The 13,429-nt window shown below is 45.2% G+C and carries 9 protein-coding genes and 2 rRNA genes (1 of these 11 cut by a window edge); 10 read left to right on the top strand and 1 reads right to left on the bottom strand.

Translation table 11 applies throughout. The annotated features are described in order from the left end of the window. The 4 genes from QE357_RS00655 to QE357_RS00640 all read left to right on the top strand — a co-directional run. A 23S ribosomal RNA gene (locus tag QE357_RS00655) occupies positions 1 to 2,569 on the top strand; it begins 242 nt to the left of the window's first position. Positions 2,570 to 2,686: 117 nt separating this feature from the next. After that, a 5S ribosomal RNA gene (gene rrf, locus QE357_RS00650) occupies positions 2,687 to 2,798 on the top strand. A 291-nt stretch (positions 2,799 to 3,089) separates the two neighbouring features. After that, the gene (locus tag QE357_RS00645) at positions 3,090 to 3,875 is read left to right on the top strand and encodes an SDR family oxidoreductase (RefSeq protein ID WP_309704989.1); all 786 of its coding nucleotides are present in this window, start codon (positions 3,090 to 3,092) and stop codon (positions 3,873 to 3,875) included. Between the two features lie 4 nt (positions 3,876 to 3,879). Further along, complete coding sequence (locus QE357_RS00640; RefSeq protein ID WP_309704987.1) at positions 3,880 to 4,791, top strand: LD-carboxypeptidase; 912 nt, start codon at positions 3,880 to 3,882, stop codon at positions 4,789 to 4,791. Here the strand turns inward: QE357_RS00640 and QE357_RS00635 are convergent. Further along, positions 4,788 to 5,663, bottom strand: coding sequence for a geranylgeranylglycerol-phosphate geranylgeranyltransferase (locus tag QE357_RS00635; protein ID WP_307141648.1), 876 nt, complete (start codon positions 5,661 to 5,663; stop codon positions 4,788 to 4,790). The two genes, QE357_RS00640 and QE357_RS00635, sit on opposite strands and share 4 nt — an antisense overlap. Positions 5,664 to 5,822: 159 nt before the next feature. Between QE357_RS00635 and bshA the strand changes: the two genes are divergently transcribed. From bshA to QE357_RS00605, 6 genes are all read left to right on the top strand, one after another. Next, positions 5,823 to 6,974: an N-acetyl-alpha-D-glucosaminyl L-malate synthase BshA gene (gene bshA, locus QE357_RS00630; RefSeq protein ID WP_106637412.1), complete on the top strand. Its 1,152-nt coding sequence runs from the start codon at positions 5,823 to 5,825 to the stop codon at positions 6,972 to 6,974. 45 nt (positions 6,975 to 7,019) lie between these two features. Continuing rightward, the gene (locus QE357_RS00625; RefSeq protein WP_106637413.1) at positions 7,020 to 8,357 is read left to right on the top strand and encodes an NAD(P)/FAD-dependent oxidoreductase; all 1,338 of its coding nucleotides are present in this window, start codon (positions 7,020 to 7,022) and stop codon (positions 8,355 to 8,357) included. A gap of 92 nt (positions 8,358 to 8,449) precedes the next feature. Continuing rightward, entirely contained in the window at positions 8,450 to 9,106 is a 657-nt protein-coding gene (locus QE357_RS00620; protein ID WP_106637414.1) for a sterol desaturase family protein, read from the top strand. Positions 9,107 to 9,234: 128 nt separating this feature from the next. Next, a complete protein-coding gene (gene recJ, locus QE357_RS00615) occupies positions 9,235 to 10,953 on the top strand; it encodes a single-stranded-DNA-specific exonuclease RecJ (RefSeq protein ID WP_309704983.1) in 1,719 nt (572 codons plus the stop codon). 30 nt (positions 10,954 to 10,983) lie between these two features. Continuing rightward, on the top strand, positions 10,984 to 11,718 hold the full coding sequence (gene lptB / locus QE357_RS00610; RefSeq protein WP_106637415.1) for an LPS export ABC transporter ATP-binding protein: 735 nt from the start codon (positions 10,984 to 10,986) through the stop codon (positions 11,716 to 11,718). Between the two features lie 532 nt (positions 11,719 to 12,250). After that, a complete protein-coding gene (locus QE357_RS00605; RefSeq protein WP_309704978.1) occupies positions 12,251 to 13,408 on the top strand; it encodes an AIR synthase-related protein in 1,158 nt (385 codons plus the stop codon). Positions 13,409 to 13,429 lie beyond the last annotated feature (21 nt).

The raw sequence follows: 13,429 nt of genomic DNA, 5'->3' as shown, positions 1-13,429 counted from the left end.
GGAACAGCCCAAACCAGTTCCGTTACGGCGGGATTGGGGTTGTAGGACTGCTTATTAGGAGCTAATTGAAGTTGAATGATCTGGGAAGGTCGGCCATAGCAGGTGATAGCCCTGTAGACGTAAAGGTTAGTGACGTAGCAGTATCCTGAGTAGGTGGGGACCGGTGAAATCCCCTCTGAATCCGGCGGCACCATCCGCCAAGGCTAAATACTCCCGAGAGACCGATAGTGAACGAGTACCGTGAGGGAAAGGTGAAAAGTACCCCGAACAGGGGGGTGAAAAGACCCTGAAACCGCACGCTTACAAGCGGTCGGAGCTTCGTAATGAAGTGACGGCGTGCCTTTTGCATAATGACCCTACGAGTTGCGGTTACTGGCCAGGTTAAGTATTGAAGATACGGAGCCGAAGCGAAAGCGAGTCTGAAAAGGGCGAAACTAGTCAGTGGCTGCAGACGCGAAACTTTGTGATCTACCCATGACCAGGTTGAAGTGTCGGTAACACGACATGGAGGACCGAACCAGTTGACGTTGAAAAGTCTTTGGATGAGTTGTGGGTAGGGGTGAAAGGCCAATCAAACTGAGAGATAGCTCGTACTCCCCGAAATGTTTTTAGGAACAGCCTTGGGATAGAGTTATACGGAGGTAAAGCTACCGATAGGACTAGGGGGAGTCAAATCCTACCAAATCCTGACGAACTCTGAATGCCGTATAATATGCCCAGGAGTGAGGGCTGGGGTGCTAAGGTCCCAGTCCGAGAGGGAAAGAACCCAGACCATCCGCTAAGGCCCCTAAATCAGGGCTAAGTTGAACAAAGGAGGTCCGACTGCAGAGACAGCCAGGATGTTAGCTTGGAAGCAGCTATTCATTTAAAGAGTGCGTAACAGCTCACTGGTCGAGCGGGGCGGGCATCGATAATAAACGGGCATCAAGTCTTGTGCCGAAGCGATGGAAGTAGTAATACTTGGTAGGGGAGCATTCTCAGGACAGTGAAGGTGTCGCGGCAAGCGATGCTGGAGTGCTGAGAAAAGCAAATGTAGGGATAAGTAACGATAAGAAAGGTGAGAAACCTTTCCGCCGTAAGGATCAGGATTCCTCAGCTATGCTAATCAACTGAGGGTTAGTCGGGGGCTAAGGGGTTAGCGAAAGCGAAGCTTCGATGCACAGCAGGTTAATATTCCTGCACTTACACTGGTGCGAGACAATGACGGAGCATATGGGTTCCTACGTACGGACGGAAGTGTGCGTGGAGCTGAGCCCGCAAGGGCAAGGCGAAGGGACGAGTATTCTTCCAAGAAAAGTTGTTTAGCTATAGCCAGCCGTAACCCGTACCGTAAACCGACACAGGTATCCGGGTAGAACATACCAAGGCGCTCGAGTGAATCACGGCTAAGGAACTCGGCAAATTAACCCTGTAACTTCGGGATAAGGGGAACCACAGCGATGTGGTCGCAGAGAAATGGCCCAGGCGACTGTTTAACAAAAACACAGGGCTTTGCTAAAACGAAAGTTGACGTATAAGGCCTGACACCTGCCCGGTGCTGGAAGGTTAAGAGGGGATGTTAGTCGCAAGGCGAAGCATTGAATCGAAGCCCCAGTAAACGGCGGCCGTAACTATAACGGTCCTAAGGTAGCGAAATTCCTTGTCGGGTAAGTTCCGACCTGCACGAATGGTGTAACGATCTGGGCACTGTCTCAGCCGTGAGCTCGGTGAAATTGTAGTAGCGGTGAAGATGCCGCTTACCCGCCACGGGACGGAAAGACCCCGTGAACCTTCACTACAGTTTTGCACTGACTTTTGGTAACTGGTGTGTAGGATAGGTGGGAGGCTATGAGTCGGTGTCGCTAGGCATCGAGGAGCCAACGTTGAAATACCACCCTCCGGTTGCTGGGAGTCTAACATTAGATTGGACAATGCATGATGGGTAGTTTGACTGGGGTGGTCGCCTCCAAAAAAGTATCGGAGGCTTTCAAAGGTACCCTCAGCACGCTTGGTAACCGTGCGTAGAGTGCAATCGCAGAAGGGTGCTTGACTGTGAGGCAAACAGGCCGAGCAGGCACGAAAGTGGGAGATAGTGATCCGGCGGTTTCCGAATGGAAGGGCCGTCGCTCAAAGGATAAAAGGTACTCCGGGGATAACAGGCTGATCTCCCCCAAGAGCTCACATCGACGGGGAGGTTTGGCACCTCGATGTCGGCTCGTCACATCCTGGGGCTGGAGAAGGTCCCAAGGGTTCGGCTGTTCGCCGATTAAAGTGGCACGCGAGCTGGGTTCAGAACGTCGTGAGACAGTTCGGTCCCTATCTGTGGTGGGCGTTGGAATTTTGAGAGGGCTTGACCTTAGTACGAGAGGACCGGGTTGAACCGACCGCTGGTAGACCAGTTGTTCCGCCAGGAGCACCGCTGGGTAGCCACGTCGGGTGAAGATAAGCGCTGAAAGCATCTAAGTGCGAAACTTGCCTCAAGATGAGAATTCCTATGAGAGCCGTCAGAGACGATGACGTTGATAGGCTACAGGTCTAAAGTTGGTGACAACAAAGCCGAGTAGTACTAATGCCTCCAAGACTTCTTTTTAAATTAACTTTATTGCTACTTAGGTATACTTTTCTGTTTTTCACATCACGTTCAAAAGAGGGAACACCTCGATAGGCATCGGAAGCTGACTCTACGGAGTCATCAACCAAAAGAGCCAATGGCGATCATAGGGCGGGTGTTCACCCCTTCCCATCCCGAACAGGGCCGTTAAGCCCCGCTCCGCCGATGATACTGGGTTTACCCCCGGGAAAGTAGGTAATCGCCTCCCCCTTATATTCTAACGACTCCTGCCGGGATGCAGGAGTCGTTTTTGCTTTTACTCCCTAGTCTAGATACTACTATCTTATAACTGTTACCCCCGCTGGAGTATAATTACCTTATTTCACTGCCCATACTTACTGCTTGCGAAATACCAGTCCATCCATATACAATCTAATAACTCTTAAAGCATATACTTAGTATTTTACCTCAGTCTATTCAGTAATTAAAAGTTCTTTTATTCCATTATCCTTTAGGACTCTTTCTTTTAAATTCATAATCTTGTCAAAAATGGATTGTTATGAATTTAGATCTTACTGGAAAAAATGCCTTGGTTGGAGGTAGCACTCAAGGACTCGGCTGGGCTACTGCTGTAGAATTGGCTTTACTCGGAGCTAATGTTACCCTTATTGCTCGTAATGAAAAAAGTCTTCAGTCAAAGGTTTTACTTTTACCTAATTCCGGTAAGCAAACGCATACTTATTTAGTAGCTGATTTTTCTGATCATTTACAAGTAGAAAGTGTAGTTAAGAGTTATCTCCAAACGTCTTCTTTTCATATTCTTATTAACAATACGGGTGGCCCTGCTGGAGGTCCCTTGCTTAATGCTTCTCCAGAGGATCTTCAGAAAGCGTTTTCTGCTCATGTTATTTGCAACCAGTTACTGACGCAATTATTAGTACCCGGTATGAAGCAATCAGGATATGGTCGCATTATCAATATTATTTCTACTTCTGTTAAAAGTCCACTTGAAGGATTAGGTGTATCTAATACCATTCGGGCTGCTGTGGCTAACTGGTCAAAAACTTTGGCTAATGAGCTAGGGCCGTATGGTATTACGGTTAACAATGTTCTTCCCGGATCGACAGATACAGGCCGCCTTGCTTCCATTATTAAAACAAAAGCTCAGACTACTGGTAAATCAGAAGAAGAAGTTCGGCAACAGATGGCCGACGAAATTCCAGCTCGCCGGATTGGTACGCCTGAAGAATTTGGAGCCGCTGCCGCCTTTTTATGTACGCCTGCCGCTTCTTATATTAATGGAATTAACCTGCCCGTAGACGGTGGTCGTTTAGGCTGTTTATAAAATTATGTTACAGGATTTCGTCCAACCTACCTTCTTAAAAAGGGGAGACAAGGTTGCCATTACTGGTTTGGCTAGTAAGATCGATAATGATGTTTACATTAAACCAGCCCTAGAGCTTCTTCATCAATGGGGGGTAGAAGTTGTAACAGGCCAGTCTTTACATGAAGAATGGTTTGCTTTCGCCGGTACTGATTCCATTCGTCAGAACGATTTTCAAACGTTTCTAGATGATTCTTCTATCAAAGCCATTTTCTCTGCTCGTGGGGGGTATGGTTCTTCACGTTACCTGGACAAAGTTGACTTCACCCGATTCAAAAATGATCCCAAATGGATCATTGGCTTTTCGGATATTACTGCGGTTTTGTCCCATGCATTGACCTTGGGTATTCAAAGTATTCACGGACCTATGCCTAAAACGTTTTTCCAGGATGAAACGGGATCATCATTGGAGTCGCTTCGCAAGGTATTATTTGGAGAACTTACTAGTTATCAGTTTGAGCCGCATACGCTTAATCGAGTCGGGAATGCCGATGGGATTTTATTTGGAGGAAACCTATGCCTATTAGCTCATCTGATTGGTTCAAAGTCGGACGTGGATACGGCAGGAAAGATATTATTTCTGGAAGATGTTGATGAATACCATTATTCGGTGGATCGATTAATGGTTCAGCTTAAGCGAGCTGGCAAACTGGATCAACTGAAAGGATTATTGATCGGCAGTTTTTCAGATATGAAAGATAATGCTGAAGATTTTGGAATGACCCCCTACGAGATCATTCGTCATTGGACCCAGGAATATGATTATCCTATCGCTTTTGGCGTTGGAATCGGTCATGAAGCTAAAAATCTGGCGATGCCCGTGGGTCGACCAGTTCAGTTTGGTGTTAATGAAAATTCTGTTGAGCTAAAGTTTTAAACGAGTAACATCGTTAATACGCCCGCCATCATGATGTACTTACAAAGAGAGCTCAGGAAGGCGAAATCCTGCTTGGTATCAGCGTAGAAAAGCCGGTATGCTACAAAGAGGATTGGAATAGAGATAATCATGAAAATATAAGCCAGCGTAGGAGCATGCAACGGTTTAGTCATGGAAAAAAGTGTAAAAAGAAACAAAGCAATCAAGCCTAGCAGAAAATACTTCGTACGTACCAATCCCCAGCGGATGGGTAAGGTTTGACAACCAAAGCTTGCGTCTCCTTTCACATCTTCCATGTCTTTAATGATTTCCCGGATCAATGAAATGGTAAAAGCAAATAGGGCATAGATATATACTTCACGTTCATTAATCTGATAGTGCACGGCCAGAATGATCAAAGAAAGAGCCGTCAAAAAGGCGACCATAAGGTTACCCCAGAAAGGTAATCGTTTGAGGTGATTCGAGTAAATCCAGAGAAAAAAGAACGCACAGGTATTGATTAAAAAAACCTTTTTATCTACTAAACCTCCCGCAGCAATTCCCATGAAATTGAGAAAAAGGTTAATGCCCATAGCCCAGCGTCTTTTCAAATAACGGCCAATGATAACCTGATCGGGTTTGTTAATTAGGTCAATTTTAATGTCATAATAGTCATTGATGATGTAACCCGCCGCCGCAATACAGGTAGTAGAGAAGATTAACCAGAATAAATGTTTATCCCGAAAGCCTTCATACCAGGCTGTTTCCGGGTGAATTAAACAGGCATATACTAAATATTGGGTAATGGCCAGAATGAGTAAATTCGGCCAACGAACCAGACGCAGGAATCCACTAACAATTTGATTATTAGTAGGTTTGGGTTTATGACGCATACCGCGAGTCGCTTGTAATAATTCAGGATAACCTTTTGATACGGAAACAAGTAGCTTAAAAACTATCCAATGTGGATTCAAAATTAATAGACGAGAGTTTGCTTCTACGAAACCAACCCTTAAATCATTCTGTTGTAGCTCTGACTAAATGTTATCACTATGAATATCGGCATTGTGTGCTATCCAACCTTCGGTGGAAGCGGAGTAGTAGCCACTGAGTTAGGAAAAGCACTCGCCAAAAATGGGCATCGCGTTCACTTCATTACCTACAGCCAGCCCCCGAGGTTAGATTTCTTCAATGAAAACGTCTTTTATCACGAAGTTTTTATTCCCTCGTATCCTCTTTTTCAGCACCCGCCCTATGAATTGGCCCTTTCCAGTAAAATGGTTGAAGTGGTCAAAAATCATAACTTGGATTTGCTACATGTGCATTATGCTATTCCGCATGCTTCGGCGGCTTATATGGCCAAACAAATCCTGAAAACGCAAGGCATTCATATTCCTATCATTACTACCCTGCATGGAACAGACATTACTTTAGTTGGTAAAGATCCCTCTTTTGAGCCCGTAGTAACCTTCAGTATTAATGCTTCAGACGGTGTTACAACGGTTTCTGAAAGTTTAAAGCAGGATACTTACGATCAGTTCCCTATTGAACGGGATATTGAAGTAATTCCTAACTTTATTGACCTAGAGCGTTTCCGCAAGCAGAAAAAAGATCACTTCAAGACCGCTATTGCTCCCAATGGCGAAAAAATATTAGTGCACACCTCTAATTTCCGGAAAGTAAAACGCATTGAAGACATCCTTCAAATGTTTGCTATTCTGCGGAAACAGACCTGTGTAAAGTTATTATTAATTGGGGATGGTCCCGAGCGGGTAGGCTTGGAAAAACTGTCCCGTGATCTGGGCATTAGTGCAGATGTCCGTTTCTTGGGTAAGCTTGACGCCATTGAAGAAGTGCTTTCCATTGCCGATATATTTGTCATGCCGTCCGAAAAAGAAAGTTTTGGCTTGGCTGCACTGGAAGCCATGGCTTGTGAAGTGCCGGTTATTTCTTCTGATGCCGGAGGCATTCCTGAAGTGAATATTCCGGGAAAAACGGGCTTTCTTTCAGCTATTGGTGATTACGAAGATATGGCTGAAAAAGCAGCCATTATTCTGCAGGATGATCAATTACCCATTTTCAGAGCTAATGCCTTGGCTCGGGCGAAAGAATTTGACATTAATATTATTCTTCCGCGGTATGAATTTTTCTACGAAAAGATTCTTAAGCAAACCAGTGTATCGGGGTATGAGGTAGCTAAATAGTGGAATAAGCCCTGATTAACAGTATCTTTTTCAACCTATAAGCGTATGCATTATTCAGGTATTCCCAAGACTTCCCAAAAACGGGTAGTAATCATCGGTGCTGGCTTTGGTGGCTTGGCCCTGGCTCGTAAACTAGCCAAATACACCGACATACAAACCGTTTTACTGGATAAGAATAATTTCCATCAGTTTCAGCCACTGTTTTATCAGGTAGCCATGGCGGGACTGGAGCCGAGTTCTATTGCTTTTCCTTTGCGAAAAGTATTTCAGAGCCTGGCCAATGTTCATATTCGGGTTACGCAGGTTGAACATATTGATACTGACCATCGACTGGTGCATACGTCAACCATGGGTGACATCAGTTACGATTACCTCGTGATTGCGGCGGGAGCGGAGACGAATTTTTTCGGGATGAAGAATATCATTGAACGGGCCTTACCTATGAAATCCGTGGGAGAAGCTCTGGCTCTGCGAAATCGCATGCTGGAAAACTTCGAACGGGCTTTGATTTCAGATGACATGGACGAACGGCAGGGGTTAATGAATGTCGTCGTCGTGGGGGGCGGACCTACAGGTGTGGAATTATCCGGAACGCTGGCGGAAATGAAAATGCATATTTTGCCGAAGGATTATCCAGAACTGGATTTCCGGCAAATGCAGATTTACCTGGTGGAATCAGGAGCTGAGTTACTTGGACCGATGTCGCGGGAATCTCAGGTCAAATCGGAGCAGTATCTGAGGAAATTGGGTATTAATGTCATGCTTAATAACCGGGTTACTGATTTTGATGGAAAATTTGTGTATTTACTTGACGGTAACAAACTCCGAACGGATAACCTGGTCTGGACGGCGGGAGTAAAAGCAGCGACTTTTGAAGGAATCCCCAGTGAGGTTTTAGGGAGAGGTGGTCGGATGAAGACCAACGAATTTTGTCAGGTAGAAGGTTACGATACTATTTTTGCCATTGGTGACATTGCTTTGGTTTCTGGTGATGATAAATTTCCTAATGGTCACCCACAGTTGGCTCAGCCTGCCATTCAACAGGGAAAACTCTTGGGTGATAATCTGGTAAGGCTATTAAAAAAAGAACCCTTGAAGCCTTATAAATACAAAGATTTAGGCTCAATGGCGACGGTGGGACGGAATCTGGCGGTAGTGGATTTACCCTTCTGGAAATTTCAGGGATTTTTGGCGTGGTTAACCTGGATGTTTGTTCACTTAATGTCCATCGTAGGCGTTAAAAACCGACTTATGATTCTTATCAACTGGGTTTGGAATTACATTACCTACGATCAATCGCTACGATTAATCATCCGATCGAAGGAGCCTGACGTGAAATCCCAGCCCCAGGAAGCCGAGCCTACACCGATCAATCCCTCATAATTCGAAATTTACGGTAGAAAAAAGGGCTTTTGGCCGTACCTTTGCTAGTAATAGTACTACATTTTTCTACACCATTTAGTCTTTGTGTAGCCATGGAACCACAGAAAATTAAGCCGAAAAACAACGGCAGTAAACAACTCTTCGACAATCCAATTCTGGAAGCTTTATCCAGAACGCACATTTCCATTCCAGTCTCCATGTTCTTCATTCTTGGAGGCGTTTTAGGCTGGTATGCATTTACGCACACGGATTTATCCAATTGGGCTATCGGCATTTTGTTCTTCACGGGCGTAATTGCCTTTACTTTTGTTGAATACTGGATGCACCGTAGTGTGTACCACATTGAGCCAACTACCCCGGCTCGGGCGAAGTTTCAGTATACCACGCACGGGGTTCATCACGAATACCCAAAAGATAAAAGCCGCCTGGCGATGCCTCCGATTCTGGCAGCCATCATTGCCGGAACCTTATTCCTGATTTTCTTCCTGATTATGGGCGAAGCGGCCTACGCCTTTTTCCCCGGATTCATCTGGGGTTATGCAGGGTATCTGTTAGTGCATTACTGCGTTCACGCGTATGCTCCTCCCAAGAATTTTCTGAAGCATTTGTGGATTAACCACGCTATTCACCATTATAAAGATGGTAACGTGGTTTTTGGCGTTTCTTCGCCCCTGTGGGATTATGTGTTTAATACCATGGACGATAAGCATCAAAAGAAAGATACAAGTAAGGCGATGGAAACGCTTTAAGTATTTCCTGAACTTTTCATAAGTAACGAGTCGTTCTTTCCCAGAGCGACTCGTTTTGCTATTTAATAGACGGCTTAAAATTTCTAAAAGGCACGATTGCCGTCTGGTTTCTTCGTTATTTTGTACGTATGGTTGAGAAGCGTTGGTCCTATCAGAAACTCCCGGAAACTTCTGAAGATAAACAAACCGTCGAGTTGTTGGCTCAGGCGATTAATGTAAATTCTTTTTTAGCTACGTTGCTCTGGCAGCGGAACATTCGGGAATTTGATAGTGCGAAATCATTTTTCAGACCTCAGCTCAGCGAATTACACGATCCGATGTTAATGAAAGACATGGATCGGGCGGTAGAGCGATTAACACTGGCTCTAAATCGGGGCGAAAAAATTCTGATTTACGGCGATTATGATGTAGATGGAACTACATCCGTAGCCTTATTCTATGGGTATCTGAAAACCTTCTACGATCATCTGGAATTTTACATTCCGGATCGTTACAAAGAGGGCTATGGCGTTCAAAAGCCCGGAATTACTTACGCTGCCGAAAATGGCTTTACACTCATTGTAACACTGGACTGCGGGATCAAATCGGTGGACTTGGTGGCGGAAGCTAAGAATTTAGGCATTGATTTTATCATCTGCGATCACCACCGTCCGGGTGAAGTTATTCCTGAGGCAGAAGCTGTGCTGGATCCCAAACGGGTAGATTGTCCGTACCCATTCAAGGAATTAACAGGATGTGGCGTTGGATTCAAGTTATTACAGGCGTATAATCAATACCATCAAATCCCCACAGAGGGCTTGTTTGAATACCTGGATTTATTGGCTATTAGTATCGCAGCGGACATCGTACCCATTACCGGAGAAAATCGAATTCTGGCTCATTACGGATTAAAACAGCTGAACGCAGCTCCCCGAACGGGCTTACGAACGCTCATTAAGTCGGCATCGCTCAAGCCCCCACTGGATATTACCAACGTTGTGTTTGGAATTAGCCCCCGGATTAATGCGGCAGGCCGTATCAAGCATGCGTATGATGCTGTTAATCTTTTGCTGTGTGAGGACGAAAACGAAGCCGAAGAATTTGCCCGAATTATTAATACTCATAATACCGACCGTCGCCAGTTTGATACCCGAATCACGCAGGAAGCCCTGACGATGATTGAAACAGATGATTGGTTAAAATCAGCAAAGTCTACGGTATTATTTAAGAATGATTGGAATAAAGGAGTAGTAGGAATCGTAGCGAGCCGATGTATTGAACAGTATTATCGACCTACGATTATCCTGACTGAATCCAATGAAAAGGCGGCGGGTTCGGCTCGTTCAGTACCGGGTTTTGATGTGTATGAAGCCATTGAAGCCTGCTCGGACTTACTCGAACAATACGGCGGGCATATGTACGCGGCTGGTTTAACTCTGAAAGTGGAAAACGTTCCGGCTTTCCAACGGCGTTTTGAAGAAGTGGTTTCGCGAAAAATTCAGGAGGAGCATCTAAGTCCACTGGTAGACGTGGATATGAAATTACCTCTTTCGGCCATTAGTGATAAGTTTTACGGTATTATTAGTCAAATGGGGCCTTTCGGACCCGAAAATATGACGCCGGTGTTTGTAGCCGAACAGGTTCAGCTATACGGTACGCCGAGAATCCTGAAAGAGAAGCATTTGAAAATGGATGTACGTCAAAGCGGATCACAGATCTTTTCCTGTATTGGTTTTGGAATGGCACACTTTTACGAGAAATTGCTGACGGGTCGTCCCTTTGATTTATGCTATCAGGTAGAAATCAACGAATTTCAGGGGAAACGAACCTTACAGTTACAGATTAAGGATATAAAATTCAGCAAGTAAGGGGTAGCCCAATAGCTTAGATATACGAAAATGATTCTTCGCACAGAAAACCTGATTAAGAAATACGGACAGCGGCTTGTCAATGATAATGTGAGTTATCAGGTGGCTCAGGGAGAAATTGTCGGTTTGTTAGGTCCTAACGGAGCTGGTAAGACGACGTCTTTCTACATGGCCACGGGTCTGGTAAAACCTAACAGTGGAAAAGTATATCTGGATAATCTGGATGTAACCAATCTCCCGATGTACAAACGGGCTCGTCTGGGGGTGGGTTACCTGGCTCAGGAGGCTTCCGTTTTCCGTAGTCTGACGGTAGAAGAGAATATTCTGGCCGTGCTGGAACTTCGAGGTGGTATGAACAAAGCCGAGCGGCACGAGAAAATGGAATCGCTACTCGAAGAATTGAGCTTAACGCACGTTCGAAAGAATAAAGGGCAGGTACTATCTGGAGGAGAACGTCGCCGGACTGAAATTGCCCGAAGCTTAGCGGTAGATCCTAAATTCATTCTACTGGATGAGCCCTTCGCCGGAGTAGACCCCATTGCCGTAGAAGAGATTCAGGGAATTGTAGCGAAGTTAAAATACCGCAACATTGGGATATTAATCACGGATCACAACGTGGATGAAACCTTATCCATCACTGATCGGGCCTATTTATTGTTCGAAGGAAAAATCCTTCGTTCGGGTACGCCAGAAGAACTAGCCGCTGATCCAGTGGTCCGTCGGGTTTACTTAGGAAAGCACTTCGAATTAAAGCGAAAGATTTAAGAAATTATCTTATTCAGCATATGAAGCAATGCCAGCGGAAAAGATGGCATCGACCATACGGAGAGACCTTACTAAATTTAAGCAAATCTTGTGAGTATCCGATGCCAGCTTTTCCGCTGACATCACTAGTTATGTTACCTTAAAATAAGCCAAGAACACAAGGGCTAACTCTTTATTACCAGCAGAAAAGCTGGCAGTGTCTACGCAAAGTCCAGTAGATAATGAAAACGGAATTACCTATGTATCTGATGCCAGCTTTTTCACTGGTATCACTAGCTACGCTACCTTAAAGTAACACAAGAACACACAGACAAGATAAAAGACAAAACCGTCCTCCCTTTAACACCAGCAGAAAGCCTGGCAGCATTTATTCAAAGCCCATCCATTGTTATTAACCCTCAAGAGCAATAATGGTACTGAAAAAGGTAATTCAGTTCAACTAATTTTTGAAGAATACCTTCTGCCTATAAAACTCCAAACTCAAAAGCCCAAACGCTAGGCACATTTCATAAAATCGCCCTACCTTTGCACCATGCAAGATCGCTATGCACAGCGGGGCGTTTCGGCCTCCAAAGAAGACGTTCATCAGGCTATTGCCGCTCTCGACAAAGGCCTTTTTCCTAAAGCTTTTTGTAAGATCGTTCCCGATACACTTACGGGCGATCCCGAGTATTGTACCATCATGCACGCTGATGGTGCGGGTACAAAAACTTCCTTGGCTTATTTATACTGGAAAGAAACCGGAGACATTTCGGTCTGGAAGGGTATCGCTCAGGACTCCATCGTAATGAATACCGATGACTTGCTTTGCGTAGGTTGCACGGGTCCTATTCTGCTTTCCAGTTCCATTGACCGAAATAAAAACCGGATTCCCGGCGAAGTAATCGCTCAGATTATTAACGGTACCGAAGAGGTATTAGCCATGCTTCGTGAAAACGGCGTTGAGATTTACTCCACAGGCGGCGAAACCGCTGACGTAGGCGATCTGGTTCGGACCATTACTGTGAATAGTACTGTGGTGGCCCGGATGAAGCGTTCCGATGTGATTTCTAACGATACTATTCAGGCGGGTGATGTTGTCGTAGGGTTGGCTTCTTTTGGACAGTCGAACTACGAAGATCAGTATAACGGCGGTATGGGCTCTAATGGCCTTACCTCCGCTCGTCACGATGTACTGGATAAATATCTGGCGGCTTTATATCCCGAAAGTTTTGATCCCGAAGTTCCTTCGGATCTGATTTATAGTGGTTCTAAAAAATTAACTGAACCCGTGGAAGGTACGCCTTTAAACGTAGGGCAGTTAATCCTTTCGCCTACGCGTACCTATGCACCGTTTGTCAAGGCTTTATTGGCAGAAATTCGCCCAAATGGCATGGTGCATTGCTCCGGTGGAGCTCAGACGAAGGTGTTACATTTCGTTGATAATGTTCATATTATCAAGGATAACCTTTTCCCAATTCCTCCGCTGTTTAAAATGATCCAGCAGGAAAGCGGAACGGCCTGGTCGGAGATGTATAAAGTCTTTAACATGGGGCACCGTTTGGAAGTGTATCTGCCCGAAGCTCAGGCTCAGCGAGTGATTGAGATTGCCCAGTCTTTCGGTATCGAAGCTCAGGTGATTGGCCGGGTGGAAGCGTTTGAAGGAAAACGAGTAACGGTGAAGAGTGAATTTGGCGAGTTTGTTTACTAGCGAAGTAAGCAACACGACGGC

The organism is Siphonobacter sp. SORGH_AS_0500, from assembly GCF_031453245.1.
GTDB lineage: Bacteria > Bacteroidota > Bacteroidia > Cytophagales > Spirosomataceae > Siphonobacter.
Note: the sequence above shows the minus strand (reverse complement) of the source record. Positions and strands in the feature narration are given on the sequence as shown.